Source organism: Paenibacillus sp. MB22_1 (genome assembly GCF_047200555.1).
GTDB lineage: Bacteria > Bacillota > Bacilli > Paenibacillales > Paenibacillaceae > Fontibacillus > Fontibacillus phoenicis.
In genome coordinates, this window is the sequence record NZ_JBLADV010000002.1 from 183,876 (window position 1) to 200,055 (window position 16,180).

The window sequence follows — 16,180 nt, forward strand, 5'->3', positions numbered from 1 at the left end:
GGATCGGCGAAGACGATCCGCAGCGTGAATGCAATGTTATCTGATGCCGGTGACTTCGTCGAATTACTCTCAAAGATATTATTGATTTTATCAGTTCTACTCTTTTCTATATTTAGGCCATTGATTGTAACCAACATCAGGATCATTCGATCTATACTTTTTTATATGTTCAATCTCTTTTTTATTCACTTCTTTATCAGAAGCATTGTCCGATTCCCACAAAATCTCTTTACGAATTATGAAGTCTTTTCTTTGTTCACTTGTAAAATCCTTCTCTATTAAAGAACTGCTTGCACTTCCAAAGTAATTAATGCTATCTGTAAAATCCTTTCCAATATATATCTTGCCATTTGGATATGTAATTTTATAAATGACTTTCATGCAAAACACCTTCTCATGGTTATTTTTATTAGCTCTTTCACCGGTTTCAGATAACGTTCTTGTATTCACGAAACGCCCCAGCCTTAGATAGCTCTTATCTTAGGCTGGGGCGTTTGTTGTCTGAGCTACTTCCATGATTATACATCTGATAACCAAGGGGCGGTAGCCCCATAGCGTGAATACTGTGTTATACGACGTAATTGACTTCATCGAATATCATTCAAATATGGTTTTATCTTTACTCAATTTTTTGATAAATATCTCTTTCGGCAAGGGTATTGCAATTGGGGGAATTTCTTCTTCTGCATAATATCTGAGTTCTTCAGCTTCCCCATCCACTGGACTCAATTCGCCACTTCTAATTGAGCACTCAAAAATAGTTACTATGTACTCCACTTTATGTCCATTAGTATATTCGTACCTGTACTTATCACCTCCGAAAACCCCGATGATTCTCTTTGGATGAATTATGAGTCCTGTCTCTTCGTATACTTCTCTCTTAATTGATTCCGATGGTGATTCACCAATTTCTATTGCGCCTGCAGGCAGTCCCCAAATAGTTTCACCCTTCTTACGAATAAACAGTATATCATTCTTTTCATTTCTTATTATGGCAGCCACTGACGGAATAAATAATAAATCTGGTCCGATCTTATTTCTAATATTCTTATAATACTCTGACATCGGCACGCGTTTCACCTTCCTTTATGTTTTATAAATCGATTATGTCGTCTAACGTTCCCGTATTCACGAATCCGAGAGGCTTAAGGGTGCTTGCGCCCGGGTCGAAGACTTAGCCTCGCAGGAGTTGATCGCCTGACCTGCTTCCTAGCATCTTAACTTCTGGCGATCCAAGGGCCGAATGGCCCGCAGCGTGAATACACTGTTATGTGATGCCATCGTCTTCTTCGAATTTGCTAGTATAAATCATTGTTTCTAAATTCCTTCCAGAAGAAAATTCTAATTTGAGTTTAGCTTTTATCTCATCTAATTCAATGTTATTAAGATGAATTTCATTGTATAAGTCTTCAACCCATGTATATATTATTCGATATGCAAATACTTTAAATATAAATAGTATTGCCCAATAACATCCAACAAAATAAAGTGAATATAGAGCAATAAGTTTATGTTGGAATATCAATTTAATAATTGTTGGAAGATTGTAGAAGGGAAGTACTATTGATAGTAGTAGCATCAATAGAGAAATGGTTACTTGAGTTGGCTTTTGTCTAAGTTTATCTTCATTTATTCCTTTTGCTAGATTTCTTAACATAAAAAAAGACAAATAAAATATAGGAATATACTGTATTAAAATTTCCCAATAATGGAATTTTAGTCGAAAGCACAATACAGTCATTACTATTACTAATAATATAAAAATAACTACTTGTATCATTCCTGCTATTTCTACAGGCTTCATATAAGCACTTTCTAGTTTGTTCCAATTCTTTATCGCGTTTTGTCTAGTTTGTCCCCTTCTAAAACAAATATTAAATATATGCGATACAATTATAACGGTTCCAATAAAATAATTTGTTAATATGCTTGCCACATAATAATCATTCAAATCCGGAGGTGTTTGCGGGAGATTATTTACTGTATAAACAATACTACCTATGAAAAAAGCAAGCAAAGTGCCGAATTTATAAGTAGCATTATTCATTTTATTAAAAGATGCTATTTTTGATTCTTTGATAAATTCTATCAAAAACTTTTTTTCATTTTCGTTCTGCATCCGCTTAACCTCCTTTATAATTCAACCGATGGTTTCACATAACGTGCCCAGTATTCACGAACCCGAGAGGCTTAAAGGAGCGCATGCGACTGGGTCCGCCAGGACTTAGCCTCGAAGTGGTTGATTGCCTGAGTCCGCTTCCTTGCTTCCTACCTTCTGGCAATCCAAGGAGCCTCCAGGCTCCGTGGCGTGAATACATTGTTAGACGAAGTTCACTTCTTCAATGACTAAGCTTACAAAATAGGAATTGTCTCTAAATTCTCGTACCTATTAAATATCGTATAGAAAACGCCTTCTAAATAATTGTATACTTCATTAAATTGTTGTTTCAGTACTATATAATCAATCCCAAAATTATGTTCTTCGTCACCTATTAATTGCGCTTCTTTGTACTCTTTATCAAAAGGATATCTAAACATCATTGAAGTTGAATCTATCTCATGCAGTTCCATAACAGCTGCTTTCATTAATTGAAATGGACTTTTGTCCTTTTGAATTGCTTCTTTCAAATACTCAGGAATAATATTTTCAACTTTATTCCACAAAGTAAATAAGCTATGTCCTTGAAGTTTATCTTGTATCTTCTCTCTGGACATACTTCTGTCCATTAGATAATGTGTTAACAAGATAGCTTTTAGAATCAATTCAGTTGCATGGCGATATAAAAAGATACTAGGAATAATAACTTCATCAGCTCTATTATTGTAATTATCTGCAATAGTATCTATTAGCAGATCCCCGCTTTTCTTGTACATCTCTGAGTAAGTTTTAAATTCCCAACTTGAATAGTTGCTTCTTCTCCAATTCGGATATGCGTTCTTCTTAATGTCCGGGTTACGTTTAAATAATACTTCCATGATATGACCCTCCAAAAAAAAGTTTTAAGTGAATTTCGTCTAACGTTCTTGTATTCACGACGTCGATCTTCCTTAGATAGCTCCTATCTTAGGAAGATCGATGTGTCCGGCTGATTAAACTTCCCTGCTACTGAAAATTCCCTCTCTGAATCCACTTCCAACTTCTGCCGGACCGAGGGCGAATGCCCGATGCGTGAATATGGTGTTATAGGATGTTGGCGCCTTCCTTGAAATACGTCCAATCAATTATGTCCTAAATCCTGTCACTCTGAAATCATCCCCTGTTATTTCAGAGGAAATCATATCAATAAATTGAAAAGCCGATTTTGTGATAAATTCTGAAATAAGCCATCCAGCTGTGTTTGATAGATGTTTATCTAAGGTATTTGGATCATATCGAGACATTTCACTAAGTCTGTGCATTGCTGCAAATGTAAGTGTCAATGTACTTCTATTGATTATTCCATTGGTTAAGTTGGATCTTTTTATGTACCAAAGTTTGTTTGGACTAAATATATAACGAAGGTTTCTTCTATTTTTAAAATAATAGCTTTTGAAATTATCTAGGCTTGTTGCAGTCGGGGCATTTCGTGGAGCATCCCAATTAAAAGTCTTATTTCTTCGAATAACATAAAAATCTGAATTATTATAATAATTATCCAAGCTGTACCCTTCTAGCTTAGAAATTGTAGCTTGATTAGAGTATTGAGGTTCAAGAACTGCTTCTAACCAACCTACTTTTCGATCCTTGTCATGAACAAATCTGATTTCTTCAACCGGAATAAAAAGCTCGGGTTGATTTGTATAAGTCATATTATATGCTCTATGGATATATTCCAAATTATATAGTATATCTTTTAATGTATAATTTTCTTTTGGAGTAGTGATAGACTCCCGAAGGTAATTACAAAGTCCTGAGAGAACTCCTCTTGGATAAATTGATATAATTTCATTTTGAAGATTTACTCTTCCTGAACTACTTTCACCAGACACACCATGCTTCAAATTGTAACCAACTTTACGAAACGTCAACAAAGCTTTTGTGGCATTAAGAAAGCAGTAATAAGAAGTTAATGGCTTAGAAAGCATATCTAAACTTTGCGTAGCTCTAAAGAAGTTTTCTGCCTGGTACCAGTAATTAAGCGCTTCATTCTCCTTTTGCTCTTTTAAGAACAATTCAACATAATGCCATGTAGAATCTGTCAAAACCGTTTTGTTTGCAAAATTGGGATTAATGACTGCCTTTCTCACGGGAATTTCGTTATTCCCCTTCTTTATTGAAGGTCTAGCTTCTTTTACTTTAATCTTTTCTTTAACCTCTTTAATATCTTTAGTATTCTTATATAAAGATTCTCTGAGCCTTGTAATCGTTCTTCTATCAATTGTCATGTTATCCCTCTGTTTTTTGATAGTAAATATATGCAATATATTATCATACATTGTCAAAAAAATGTTTGCGCCAATTTCCTATAACGTTATTATATTCACGACGTCGATCCCCCTTAGATAGCTCCTATCTTAGGGGGATCGATGTGTCCGGCTGCCTATACTTCCCCGAAACTGAAATGCCTCATCGAACCCACTTCTATCTTCGTGCCGGACCGAGGGGCGAATGCCCGATGCGTGAATATGGTGTTATAAGATGTGGGGGCCTTCGAAGCAATACTTACTAATTTACATCTCTTTACTTATTGAATAAAGCAATTCCCCATTATAAAAATCAAATTCTTCCGGTAAGTCTGATACCGTAAACTCATAACAAAATCCTAGCTTCTCTAATACATTTTTTGATGCTTTATTTTCTGGTTTCACTACTGCGGTAAGTTTACTCAGTCCAAGATTATTAAAACAATAATTGATTAGCCCTTGTACTGCTTCTGTTGCATATCCTCTGCCCCAATGAGACTTCCCTATTAAATAGAACACTTCCTTATAATCATGATTAAAGTCTAAGCAACCGACTCCACACCATCCAATGTGGTTTCCTGTCTCCCTATCAGTAATTACAAATGAATATTTGAACCAATCTTCCTTATAGCTTGTTTCATAACAATTAATCAACCAACTAAAAAGACCCTTATAATCCTCCAAAGACATTACTTCCATCGGCAAGTATTGAAATAAATCTTTTTCTTGCATTAATTGAAAGGCTTCAAGAAGATCGCTTTCTTTATATGGTCTAATTATCAGTCTATTAGTTTGTATATTTGTCTCTTTGATCATACTTTACCTCCAATTCAATTCATGGTTAGTGGAGGGTTATTTCGTTGGTTTCAATTCGCATTGCCCCCATTTCTTATAACGTTCCCGCATTCACGAACCCGAGAACCTTAAGCCCCAAAGGGGCGGCCGCGACGCGGTTAGGTTCGCAGGGTTGTCGCCTGATTCCACTACCTTGAAATGCCTCTCGGCGACCGAGCAGCCGTAAGGCTGCGATGCGTGAATGCTGTGTTATGCGAAGTTTCAATGAATCTGCCCAAGCAAGATCGCTTTTGAATTCACCCTTACTTCTTTGAATTCGCTCTCGAAACGTATTTGTATGGCTTTTCCTGAGTTACTTCACTCCTCCGAATCCACTTCAAAACGTGGCACGTTCTCTTCTCGCAGTCTCTAGATACCCCTATGCATTCAGACTCTTACTAAGTCCCGCCGAGATGAACTTAGCACGCCAGGTCTAACTCTGTTTCAAAGTAACCCTATGCAATCAGACCGGATCTAGATCCGAATACCGTAACATGGAACCGTATCAAAAATGAAAAATCAGCTCTTAAACGTGCCACTTCTGCTCACTGGATTCTCTACTACAAACAAAAATAGGGTGAATTCAACGATCTTGCGTCCAGTGTGAAATAATAATGAAATCAAAAAAAGTCACCGAGGATTAACTTTTTCCGAATAATCTCTCAGGTGACTATATCCCATATATTAACATAATGTCGAACACTGGTGGGCTTTCTTCCTCATGACTTGCTTCTGAAATTTCGCATAACGTCTTTGCATTCACGAACCCGAGAACCTTAAGCCCCGAAGGGGCGGCCGCGACGCGGTTAGGTTCGCAGGGTTGTCGCCTGAATCCGCTTCCTCGAATTGCCTCGGGCGACCGAGGGGCGAATGCCCCGATGCGTGAATGCGGTGTTAAGTGAAGTTCTCGACATCTCCGAATCAGCTGAACAATCCCATTCCCTATTATTAAAGGCTCACTAAGATCACTAAGCAAGCCGCTCTTCATCTCACTTCGCCAAACAATTCTGTAAAATCCGGTCTTTATCTTCTTTATCGAAGTGTCGCAACAAATCCGATCTTCTTCCTGCTTCATCGAAATATCCCAGCAAATCCGATCTTCTTCCTGCTTCATCGAAATGCCCCAGCAAATCCGATCTTCTTCCTGCTTCATCGAAATGCCCCAGCAAATCCGATCTTCATCCAGCTTCATTGAAATGACCCAGCAAATCCGATCTTCATCTAGCTTTATCGAAATGCCCCAGCAAATCCGATCTTCATCCAATTGGGATAGCCATGAAATCCGATCACCAGGTAGTTTAACAATCTCGAGAATTTCACTTAACGTTCAGTGTTCACGACGTCCATTCACCTTAAGGGAGACCCTGAGGCTTAGATAGCTCCTATCTTAGCCTCAGGGTTTCCCGGCCGCGATGCGGTTAGGTGAATGGATGTGTCCCGGCAATTACTTCCCCGACTTATCTTCCGGGACCGAGGCGGCTTGTCCGCCGATGCGTGAACACATTGTTAGATGATGCTTGCAGGCCTCTTTGAATTACTTACACTATTTTCTTTGCAACATAGGTTATACAATCCGTTGTCAGTTTTACGGGTTCTCCATTTCTGTCAATCTCATATTCTAATTGTTTTACAAATCGTTTTTTGATTTCCCAACCAGAATATTGATGATCCAATAATTCCATCATTCGTTCAGTAGATATATTCACTTCAAACATTGGATCTAATTCTTGTCCATTATCAAGGTTTACTTCCTTTATGTTCGATCCAATAATTATACAGTTGGATCCATTCGTTTTGGTTCCAAGAGTCATTTCTTTAAGCTTTATTTCCAATGCCCTTTCCGAACTAACATGTTCCAAGGCAGATACAGAAATAATCATGTCATACTCGTCTTGTTCGATTCTGAACTGTTCAATATCTGATAATCTTGTAACAATATATTGTTCAACCCCAAATTTGTTACTATAGCTTTTCAATTTATCTATCGCTGATTCCAATAAATCAACGCAAACTACTTTCCCCATTCTGGTCTTTAATGATTCTGCTATGGGGATACTATTCCTACCAATTCCAGATCCTAAATCTAATACAGATAAGTATTCTTGACCTTTATACTCATCGAGGAGGTCGATTACGGTTCTTACTGGTCTATGCAGCCACGAACCAGGTTCATACAAATTGTAATTATCATAACAGAAGTCATGATATTTCTTCTCTTCTGATCTTATATACGCTACTCTGTCCAAACCCTCACCTCTAGCTTTCTGCAAGTTTCATCTAACGTTCTTGTATTCACGAACCCGGGAGACTTAAGGCGACGAAGTCGCCGGGTGGCTCCGCCACTTAGCCTCAGGGTTGTCCGCCTGCATCTGCTTCCTCGAAATGCCTCGGGCGGACCGAGGGTCGGCGAATGCCGGCCCGACGCGTGAATACGGTGTTATGTGAAGTTCCTGTCTTCTTGAATATTCCCTCAAATGATTTTGTCTCTTAATAAAATGCATTGAAATCTTTCAACACCAGGGTATTTCTCCCCTAAACTCGTAATTTCAAATCCAATATTTCTATAGAAGTTCACTGCGTCGTTATCGGTTTCAGCTACCATCTTAGAAATGTCATTCTTATTAAAATATTCATAAATCATTTCTCTTCCTATTCCTTGCTTTCTATAATCAGATCGAATGGCTATATGCTTCAGCTCAACTTCCATAGTCGAAAACTGGAATAATCCAATTAGCCCTATAAGTTCATTATTCACGAGTCTTCCATAAAGTACCTTTGTGTCATCTGCTTTGTACTTATTGAGTTCTTGAAAAATTCTTTCATTATCAGGCCACATACATTCGGCCAAAAGCAGAAATACTTCAGTCAAGTCATGATAATTCTTCAAATTGATCATATTGGCTCTCCAATGGTTATTATTACTCTTTACAGGAATTTCACATAACTCCCTTATCTCTGCACGTCACAAATACCATCTTGACCTGGGGATTTGCGTAATCGATTACATCTCCTTAATTATACCTCCATTCCTTAATTCTGTAAGTTGTAATTTATCCTCCTCCCGGAGTCTGCTATTCCCCCCTTCGATCACGTAAAATCCGATCAAGCGGACTCTCAATCCGTTTCAGATTCTTGGTGCTGACGTGGGTGTAGCGTTCGGTGGTGGAGGGATTGGCGTGGCCCAGCAGTTCCTGGATATAGCGGAGGTCGGTGCCGTTCTCAAGCAAATGGGTGGCGAAAGAGTGCCGAAGGACGTGAATGCCTACCTGTTTCCGGATGCCGGAGGTTTGCAGGGCTTCCTGAAATACCTTTTGCAATGAACGTTCATGCAAGTGGCTCCCCGAATGCTGCCCCGGAAACAACCACATCGAGTTGGAGAGTCGCTCCGCTTCTACGTATTTTTTGATCATGTCCCAAGCCGTTTGCGATAGTAAGGTATGCCTGTCCTTTTTGCCTTTTCCTTGCCGGACTCGAAGGATGCCGCGTTCTGGGTCGATATCCGTGACTTTCAGCCGTACGACCTCGCTCACGCGCAGCCCTGAGGCGTAAGCCAGATACAACATCGTGCGGTGCTTCAGATTCGTCGGCGCTTGGATAACGCGGAGTACTTCCTGCTCCGATAGGACATAGGGCAGTTTTTTCTCTTTTTGGGGTCGGATATATTTCATCTGTTCGGAAGGTTGCTTGAATACCTCGACGGCCAGGAAACGCAAAGCACTGATGGCTTGGTTCACATAAGCAGGAGAGTGCCCTTGCTCAAGGAGCTGCAAAGCATACTGTTGTGTACGGGACGAGTCGATGATCGCGGACATAATTTTCTCATCCTTGAGGGTTCCTGGGCTTTTCATCTTCAAATGATCAGCCAAGTTCTGCAAATATCGCCGGACATGCCCCCTGTAGGCCTTGCTGGTTTTGAGGCTATATCCCTTCAGCTTGAGCGAGGTGAGTAGCTTTTGTTCCAGGGCCTGAATGAATTTTTCATCGCTGGATAGCTTTAACGACACGGCTAACCCGTCCATTCGAATCTCCGCTCCCGGAAAGCACTCTGCGAATTGCCTGATTTTCTCCTCCGTGCAAGGAAAACGCCAGAACTTCCCGTTAGGATCCCACTTCCCTCCCCCAACCGCACGCAGCTTACCTACATCCTCTTTCGAGAAATCCTCCAATTTCACGGAAACCTGATCATGTTCGATCCGATGAATATGAATGTACATCCCTGATCCCCTCCATTATTCTGTCTAGCTCGAAAAAAAAGAGACAGCCCCTCCCGAGGTCTGTCTCCGATTCTTTCGGATGAATGGCGTTACTTTATCGGTATGAATCCATTAGATTCTATTACTGCATAAACCACATTTTAAACATATGCTTCGTGGTCGCCTTGTTCATTTCGGCGATGGAGGTGGTCAGCGGGATGCCTTTCGGGCAGGCGCGGACGCAGTTTTGCGAGTTGCCGCAGCCTTCGATGCCGCCGGGTTCCATCAGGGCCTCCAGACGCTCTTCGGCGTTCATCTCGCCTGTTGGATGCGCGTTGAATAAGCGCACTTGGGAAATGGCTGCCGGACCGATGAAGTCCGTCTTCTCATTGACGTTTGGACAAGCCTCCAGGCAGACGCCGCAGGTCATGCACTTGGACAGTTCATACGCCCATTGGCGCTTCTTCTCCGGCATCCGCGGCCCGGGTCCCAGATCGTACGTGCCGTCGATCGGGATCCATGCTTTCACCCGCTTGAGCGCATTAAACATCCGGCTGCGGTCGATCACCAGGTCACGCACGACCGGGAACGTCCGCATCGGTTCAATGCGAATCGGCTGTTCCAAATTGTCGATGAGTGCCGCACAAGCCTGGCGCGGTTTGCCGTTGATCACCATCGAGCAGGCGCCGCACACTTCCTCCAGACAGTTGGACTCCCAGCAAACCGGCGAGGTATGCTCGCCCTTCCGGTTTACCGGGTTCCGCTGGATTTCCATCAAGGCGCTGATCACGTTCATGCCAGGGCGGTAATCCAGCTCGAATTCTTCCGTATAAGGCTTCGAGTTCGGATCATCCTGGCGTGTAATGATGAATTTAACTTTTTTGGCCGTTTGTTGTTTGGCCGATACATCCGTTTCCGCCATTGCCATGGGTATCCCCTCCTATTTGTCCTTCGAGTAGTCGCGAATCCGCGGTGGGATCAAGGAGACGTCGACCGGTTCGTACGAAATTTCCGGGCCGTCCGGCGTCCACTTCGCCATTGTCGTCTTCAAGAATTCCTCGTCGTTCCGGTTCGGGAACTCCGGTTTATAATGCGCGCCCCGACTTTCGTTACGCAGCAGCGCCCCCTTCGTCATGGCTTCGGCCAGCTCCAGCATATTCCACAGCTGACGGGTGAACGCCGCTCCCGTATTGTTCCAGCGGGACGTATCGTTGATGTTGATCTTTTTGTAACGTTCTTTGAGTTCTTTGATTTTGCCTATGGTTGCTTCCAAGCGATCGTTGTGACGAACGACGGTCATGTTCGCGGTCATCCATTCGCCCAGTTCTTTGTGGATGACATAGGCATTTTCCGTGCCATCCATCGCCAGGATCCCTTCGTATTTCTCTTCTTGGGCCTTGCGGTAACTTTCGAAAATGCTTGGGCTCAAATCCTCTGCCGATTTCTTCAGGCCGCGAAGATATTCCACCGCTTTCGGTCCGGCCACCATGCCGCCGTAAATCGCCGACACCAGCGAGTTGGCGCCAAGACGGTTCGCCCCGTGATATTGGTATTCGCATTCGCCAGCCGCAAACAGGCCAGGAATGTTGGTCATTTGGTTATAGTCGACCCACATACCGCCCATAGAGTAATGGACTGCCGGGAAAATTTTCATCGGAATTTTACGCGGATCGTCGCCCATGAACTTCTCGTAAATCTCGATAATCCCGCCGAGCTTCACGTCCAGCTCTTTCGGATCCTTGTGGGACAGGTCGAGATACACCATGTTCTCGCCGTTAATGCCCAGCTTCAGGTCCACGCACACATGGAAAATTTCCCGTGTCGCGATGTCCCGCGGTACAAGGTTACCGTAGGCCGGGTATTTCTCCTCCAGGAAGTACCACGGTTTGCCGTCCTTATACGTCCAGATCCGTCCGCCTTCGCCGCGTGCAGATTCCGACATCAGACGCAGCTTGTCATCGCCCGGAATCGCCGTTGGGTGAATTTGAATGAACTCACCGTTAGCGTACGTGACGCCTTGCTGATACACGGCACTGGCCGCGGTCCCCGTGTTGATGACCGAGTTCGTCGTTTTACCAAAGATAATCCCTGGGCCACCTGTCGCCAAAATGACCGCATCGGAAGGGAACGTGGTGATTTCCATCGAGCGAAGGTTTTGTGCGGTAATGCCGCGGCAGACGCCTTCATCGTCCAAAACAACAGACAGGAACTCCCAGTTTTCATATTTCGTGACCAGGCCGGCCGCTTCATGACGGCGTACCTGCTCATCCAGCGCGTACAGCAGCTGTTGTCCGGTCGTTGCTCCGGCAAACGCCGTGCGGTGATGCTTCGTCCCGCCGAACCGGCGGAAATCAAGCAGCCCCTCCGGCGTGCGGTTGAACATGACGCCCATCCGGTCCATCAAGTGAATGATGCCAGGTGCAGCTTCGCACATCGCCTTCACCGGCGGTTGGTTGGCCAGGAAATCCCCGCCGTATACGGTATCGTCAAAATGCTCCCAAGGCGAGTCGCCTTCGCCTTTCGTATTCACGGCCCCGTTAATGCCGCCTTGCGCGCACACCGAGTGGGAACGTTTTACCGGCACAAGGGAAAACAGCTGTACCGGCACGCCTGCTTCGGCTGATTTGATCGTAGCCATCAAGCCGGCCAAGCCGCCGCCAACGACGATTAAGCTTTGTTTAGCCATTTGCTTTCAACTCCTAAAAGTTTTGTGAGCGATACTTCAACGGAAATGCTTCGTACAAAACTTGCACCGGAAGCATTCGCTTAGTTTTGTGAGCGTTACTTCAAACGAGTCATCTACGAACAAAGCCTAAGCCATCCAAGCCTTTGCCGTCTCCAGCAAGGCAGTGCCTTCGGCTTGGAATTCCGAGCCGCGGAATGCGATCAGCGACCACACGAACATGATAGCAACGATCGCGAACAAGCCCATGCAAATATAGGAGGACACACGTTGCGACCGCGGGCCGACTGTCACGCCCCAGCTGACGAGGAACGACCACAATCCATTCGTAAAGTGGAAGGCCGCCGACACGACCCCAATGATATACAACGTGAAGAGAAGCGGGTTGCTGACGATCTCATGCATCAAGCCGCCCAATTCCTCATGCTCCACATTGCCCAGCGCTACCTGTACACGGGTCTCCACCACGTGCCAGATCACGAACACAAACGCGATAACGCCGGTAATCCGCTGCAACAAATAACGCAGGTTGCGCTCGGTTGGGAACCGCCGATTGTTCGGCTTCGCCTGAAACGCAATATAAAGCCCGTAAACCCCGTGATACAAGAGCGGCAGCCAGATCCCAAAAATCTCCAAAACCAAGACGAGCGGCAGGCTGTTCAGGAACGCGACAGCTTCCCTAAAGCCTTCGCTCCCGCCTTCCACCGCCGAAAAGTTGGTGATCATGTGCTCCAGCAGGAAAAATCCCAGCGGAATGACGCCCAGCAGCGAGTGCAGTTTTCTGGAATAAAACCCTTTCATAAATGCGTATACCCCTTTCTCATTCCATCATCCGTTTCAACTTGCGCAATTTCACTCAAGATTCGACCTTACGGGGGCGCGGAGGTTGAATATGATAAATACCACACCGCAGTCGGTAAAACCCCTTTGTACCTCCAGTTACTTGTGAACAACTTGTGTCACTTTTCATGTTACTCCTTTTTATCTTATAATGGAATTGCAATATATTTATTAATCATTATAACAAATTCGCATAAGCTAACCTGTCGAATCTTGTCCTTCACCCAGAAAAAGGAGGTAACCCATGCTGGAAGAGTTGCTGGTGTTCACCACCGTCGTGGAGCAATCCAGTTTGAACAAAGCATCCAAGCTGTTAAACCTGTCCCAGCCCGCCCTTTCGCGGAAAATCGCCAAGTTGGAGGAGGAGTGGGGGGTCTCCCTGTTTCACCGCAAAGGGAAAAGACTCGAGCTGACCCGCGTCGGGCAGGAAGCTTACCAATATGCGCTGGAACAGCGGCAACGCCACCAGAACTTCCTGCAGACCGTGTCCCGAATCAAGGCAGCGGAGCGCCGTATCGTCACGTTAGGCGCCAGCCTGACGACGATCCAAACCACCCTGCCGCCGCTCGTGACCTCATTAATGGAGAAGTTTCCAGATATCGAATTGAAGCTCGTTACCGGCAAAACCCATGAAATCGTCTCTTATGTCCGCGAGAAGAGAGTGGACTTCGGCGTCGTGGCCTCCCTGGTGAACGAGACGGGCTTGAAATGCTTGCCGCTGTTCAAAGACCACCTCGAGTTGGTCGTTCCCAAAGGGCATGAGCTAGCCGCCGCCGGGCAGAAGCGCCGTCTGATCATGGACGATCTGAACGGTCGGCCGATGATCGTATTTTCCAAGGGAACTTGGTATCGCCGGCTGATCGACGACCTGTTTGGACGCTACAGCATCGTGCCCGATATTCGCATGGAAATCGATTCGTTTGAAGCGATCGTCCGCCTGCTGCCGATCTGTAAAGCAGCCGCGCTATTGCCCAAATCGTACCTGCGTATGCCGCTGCTGCGGGATAACGGCCTGCTGACCGTGCCGATTCCAGAACTGGCCCAGACACGGCGCGAAACCTGTCTCGTATATGGCGACAAATCGGAGCTGACGAGCGAAACGAAGGAATGGATCACGCAAATCCGCGAAACCCTCGTGAAAGAATTGCCGCTCTAACGCCACCATGATCCACCCGAACCTAAACAGCTATTCGTTACACCAAAAAAGCTGCCGCTCCTTCAGGCTAAAACCTGGATTAGCGGCAGCTTGTCTATTTTAAATGAAGTATCGCAAATAAACGTAGAGGCTGGAGATCAAAATGGTGACGATCATCAGCGGCAGCCCGTATTTCAAATATTTTAGGAAGCTGATCGGTTCCCCTTCCTTGGCGGACATCCCAGCAGCGATCAAATTGGCGCTGGCTCCGATTAATGTTCCGTTTCCACCGAGACAAGCGCCAAGCGATAGGCTCCACCATAGCGGCTCCAGGTGCTGAATCCCCATTCCGCCCATGTCTTGGATCATCGGAATCATCGTCGCCACCAGCGGAATATTGTCGATAAACGCCGACGCCAAAGCACTCAGCCAGAGGATCAGCATCGAGGTGGTTAGCGGATCGCCTCCAGTCAGGCGCATCACCTCTTCGGCCACTCTCGTAATGATTCCCGTTTCAACCAACCCTCCGACCAATACGAACAAACCCACGAAAAAGAAGATGGTGGGCCATTCCACCGAACGGAAGGCTTGTTCCATCACGTGCTCGCCGGTCATGAGCAGCAGCAAGAAGGCGCCAGCCAGCGCAATAGTAGCCGTTTCCAGATGTATGTATTGATGAAGGAAAAAGCCCAACAAGGTCAACCCCAAGGCGATCAGGCATTGGGTGAGCAGCTTTTTCTCCGTAATCAAGCCCTCCAGACTGATCTCCATCAAGCTCTGTTGATGAGCATAAGCCTTTTTCAACTCTTTGCGGAAGATCACGATCACAAGCGGCAGAATCACTGCCAAAATGATCAACACGACTGGCGTCAAATTTTGCATGAAGGCTACGAAGGTCAGTTCCTTCACGGCGCTGCCAATCATAATGTTGGGAGGGTCTCCGATTAAAGTCGCCGTCCCGCCGATATTCGTGGCAAGAATCATAGAAAAGAGGTAAGGGAACGCCTGAACCCTCAACCTCCGCGTAATGCTAAATGCCACCGGGACCATCAAAATAATGGTCGTTACGTTATCCAGGAATGCCGAACCTATCGCGGTGATCAGCGCCAGCAACCACAGCAGAGTGATCGGATTGCCTTTGGCCAGCTTGGCCGTCCATATGCCGATGTACGTGAATAAACCGGTCTTGGCTGTCGTATTCACGATGATCATCATCCCGATCAAGAGTCCCAGCGTATTAAAATCAATATGATGCACTGCGCTCTCCTGATCAAGGATGCCAAAGATTATCATGAACGCCGCACCAGCCATAGCCAGCACCGTTCGGTGAATTTTCTCAGATATAATGAGTGCGTAGGTCAGCAAAAAAATGATTAAAGCCCAAATGGCCTGTTGTTCCATACTTCTCTCCGTTCCATGCTAGTAAGCCATCTTACCATCTTATTAAGGATTGATGATTGATTCAAATTGCTCGATATTTTTCTTTGCTCCTATAATAACCATAATGTCGCCTTCATTTAACTGATCCATCGCAGTGGGAGCAACCAAAATACCGCCATTGCGGTGAATCGCCACGATGCTGCAGCCAAAGCGTGCCCGCATATTGAGGTCACCTATGCTTTTATGGTTCAAGCAAGTGGGAACTTTCATTTCTACGATGCTGTATTCCTTCGACAGTTCAATATAATCCAGCAAATTTGGAGTAACCAGCTGATGGGCCACACGAACCCCCATGTCGCGTTCTGGATAAATCACCCGATCCACCCCCAGCTTCTCCAGAGCTCGGCCGTGCAGAAGCGAGATCGCTTTGGCAACTACCGTTTTAATGCCAAGATCTTTGAGGAGAATAGCTGCCAGGATGCTCATTTGAATGTCGGTGCCAATCGCTACGATCCCGCAATCGAAATTACGAACCCCCAGCGACTTCAGCACCTCTTCTTCTGTAGCATCGGCGACAACCGTATGCGTGAGCCGATCGCTAAGTTCTTCCACGATCTCTTCATTCCGGTCGATGCCCAGAACCTCATATCCTAACTCCATCAATTCCAAGGCCAGACTCGAGCCGAAGCGCCCCAAGCCGATGATCACAAACTGCTGCTTTTTCATTTTTGC

16 protein-coding genes are annotated in these 16,180 nt (G+C 45.0%); 1 reads left to right on the plus strand and 15 read right to left on the minus strand.

Going from position 1 to position 16,180, the window contains the following annotated elements:
• Positions 1 to 96 precede the first annotated feature (96 nt).
• The 13 genes from ACL02P_RS12490 to ACL02P_RS12550 all read right to left on the minus strand — a co-directional run bounded on the left by ACL02P_RS12490 (position 97) and on the right by ACL02P_RS12550 (position 12,894).
• Positions 97 to 450: a hypothetical protein gene (locus tag ACL02P_RS12490; RefSeq protein WP_412837399.1), complete on the minus strand. Its 354-nt coding sequence runs from the start codon at positions 448 to 450 to the stop codon at positions 97 to 99.
• A gap of 147 nt (positions 451 to 597) precedes the next feature.
• A complete protein-coding gene (locus ACL02P_RS12495) occupies positions 598 to 1,065 on the minus strand; it encodes an NUDIX domain-containing protein (RefSeq protein ID WP_412838240.1) in 468 nt (155 codons plus the stop codon).
• A gap of 202 nt (positions 1,066 to 1,267) precedes the next feature.
• A complete protein-coding gene (locus ACL02P_RS12500; protein ID WP_412837400.1) occupies positions 1,268 to 2,119 on the minus strand; it encodes a hypothetical protein in 852 nt (283 codons plus the stop codon).
• A 233-nt stretch (positions 2,120 to 2,352) separates the two neighbouring features.
• Complete coding sequence (locus ACL02P_RS12505) at positions 2,353 to 2,976, minus strand: hypothetical protein (RefSeq protein WP_412837401.1); 624 nt, start codon at positions 2,974 to 2,976, stop codon at positions 2,353 to 2,355.
• A 246-nt stretch (positions 2,977 to 3,222) separates the two neighbouring features.
• Positions 3,223 to 4,365 (minus strand): YaaC family protein, encoded by a 1,143-nt coding sequence (locus ACL02P_RS12510; protein ID WP_412837402.1) that lies wholly within the window; start codon positions 4,363 to 4,365, stop codon positions 3,223 to 3,225.
• A 285-nt stretch (positions 4,366 to 4,650) separates the two neighbouring features.
• Entirely contained in the window at positions 4,651 to 5,199 is a 549-nt protein-coding gene (locus ACL02P_RS12515) for a GNAT family N-acetyltransferase (protein ID WP_412837403.1), read from the minus strand.
• Positions 5,200 to 6,206: 1,007 nt separating this feature from the next.
• On the minus strand, positions 6,207 to 6,386 hold the full coding sequence (locus ACL02P_RS12520) for a hypothetical protein (protein WP_412837404.1): 180 nt from the start codon (positions 6,384 to 6,386) through the stop codon (positions 6,207 to 6,209).
• Positions 6,387 to 6,755: 369 nt separating this feature from the next.
• Positions 6,756 to 7,463, minus strand: coding sequence for a class I SAM-dependent methyltransferase (locus ACL02P_RS12525; protein WP_323079130.1), 708 nt, complete (start codon positions 7,461 to 7,463; stop codon positions 6,756 to 6,758).
• Positions 7,464 to 7,687: 224 nt separating this feature from the next.
• Positions 7,688 to 8,113 (minus strand): GNAT family N-acetyltransferase, encoded by a 426-nt coding sequence (locus tag ACL02P_RS12530; RefSeq protein ID WP_412837405.1) that lies wholly within the window; start codon positions 8,111 to 8,113, stop codon positions 7,688 to 7,690.
• A gap of 175 nt (positions 8,114 to 8,288) precedes the next feature.
• Positions 8,289 to 9,431: a tyrosine-type recombinase/integrase gene (locus ACL02P_RS12535; RefSeq protein WP_412837406.1), complete on the minus strand. Its 1,143-nt coding sequence runs from the start codon at positions 9,429 to 9,431 to the stop codon at positions 8,289 to 8,291.
• Positions 9,432 to 9,552: 121 nt separating this feature from the next.
• Positions 9,553 to 10,338, minus strand: a complete 786-nt coding sequence (sdhB, locus tag ACL02P_RS12540) for a succinate dehydrogenase iron-sulfur subunit (RefSeq protein WP_009224829.1) — start codon at positions 10,336 to 10,338, stop codon at positions 9,553 to 9,555.
• A gap of 12 nt (positions 10,339 to 10,350) precedes the next feature.
• Positions 10,351 to 12,096, minus strand: coding sequence for a succinate dehydrogenase flavoprotein subunit (gene sdhA / locus ACL02P_RS12545; protein ID WP_009224828.1), 1,746 nt, complete (start codon positions 12,094 to 12,096; stop codon positions 10,351 to 10,353).
• Positions 12,097 to 12,222: 126 nt separating this feature from the next.
• A complete protein-coding gene (locus tag ACL02P_RS12550) occupies positions 12,223 to 12,894 on the minus strand; it encodes a succinate dehydrogenase cytochrome b558 subunit (RefSeq protein WP_009224827.1) in 672 nt (223 codons plus the stop codon).
• 283 nt (positions 12,895 to 13,177) lie between these two features.
• On the opposite strand from ACL02P_RS12550, the gene ACL02P_RS12555 reads away from it, so the two are divergent.
• Positions 13,178 to 14,089, plus strand: coding sequence for a LysR family transcriptional regulator (locus tag ACL02P_RS12555; protein WP_009224826.1), 912 nt, complete (start codon positions 13,178 to 13,180; stop codon positions 14,087 to 14,089).
• Positions 14,090 to 14,188: 99 nt separating this feature from the next.
• Here the strand turns inward: ACL02P_RS12555 and ACL02P_RS12560 are convergent, their stop codons facing one another.
• Both ACL02P_RS12560 and ACL02P_RS12565 read right to left on the minus strand, forming a co-directional pair.
• The gene (locus ACL02P_RS12560; protein WP_009224825.1) at positions 14,189 to 15,469 is read right to left on the minus strand and encodes an ArsB/NhaD family transporter; all 1,281 of its coding nucleotides are present in this window, start codon (positions 15,467 to 15,469) and stop codon (positions 14,189 to 14,191) included.
• A gap of 42 nt (positions 15,470 to 15,511) precedes the next feature.
• Positions 15,512 to 16,174: a potassium channel family protein gene (locus ACL02P_RS12565; RefSeq protein WP_009224824.1), complete on the minus strand. Its 663-nt coding sequence runs from the start codon at positions 16,172 to 16,174 to the stop codon at positions 15,512 to 15,514.
• Positions 16,175 to 16,180: the final 6 nt, after the last annotated feature.

Coding starts and splice junctions, on each gene's coding strand:
- sdhA (WP_009224828.1), bottom strand. CDS start 12,096: ATGGCTAAACAAAGCTTAATCGTCGTTGGCGGCGGCTTGGCCGGCTTG.
- ACL02P_RS12555 (WP_009224826.1), top strand. CDS start 13,178: ATGCTGGAAGAGTTGCTGGTGTTCACCACCGTCGTGGAGCAATCCAGT.
- ACL02P_RS12565 (WP_009224824.1), bottom strand. CDS start 16,174: ATGAAAAAGCAGCAGTTTGTGATCATCGGCTTGGGGCGCTTCGGCTCG.
- ACL02P_RS12505 (WP_412837401.1), bottom strand. CDS start 2,976: ATGGAAGTATTATTTAAACGTAACCCGGACATTAAGAAGAACGCATAT.
- sdhB (WP_009224829.1), bottom strand. CDS start 10,338: ATGGCAATGGCGGAAACGGATGTATCGGCCAAACAACAAACGGCCAAA.
- ACL02P_RS12530 (WP_412837405.1), bottom strand. CDS start 8,113: ATGATCAATTTGAAGAATTATCATGACTTGACTGAAGTATTTCTGCTT.
- ACL02P_RS12515 (WP_412837403.1), bottom strand. CDS start 5,199: ATGATCAAAGAGACAAATATACAAACTAATAGACTGATAATTAGACCA.
- ACL02P_RS12535 (WP_412837406.1), bottom strand. CDS start 9,431: ATGTACATTCATATTCATCGGATCGAACATGATCAGGTTTCCGTGAAA.
- ACL02P_RS12510 (WP_412837402.1), bottom strand. CDS start 4,365: ATGACAATTGATAGAAGAACGATTACAAGGCTCAGAGAATCTTTATAT.
- ACL02P_RS12495 (WP_412838240.1), bottom strand. CDS start 1,065: ATGTCAGAGTATTATAAGAATATTAGAAATAAGATCGGACCAGATTTA.
- ACL02P_RS12500 (WP_412837400.1), bottom strand. CDS start 2,119: ATGCAGAACGAAAATGAAAAAAAGTTTTTGATAGAATTTATCAAAGAA.
- ACL02P_RS12560 (WP_009224825.1), bottom strand. CDS start 15,469: ATGGAACAACAGGCCATTTGGGCTTTAATCATTTTTTTGCTGACCTAC.
- ACL02P_RS12550 (WP_009224827.1), bottom strand. CDS start 12,894: ATGAAAGGGTTTTATTCCAGAAAACTGCACTCGCTGCTGGGCGTCATT.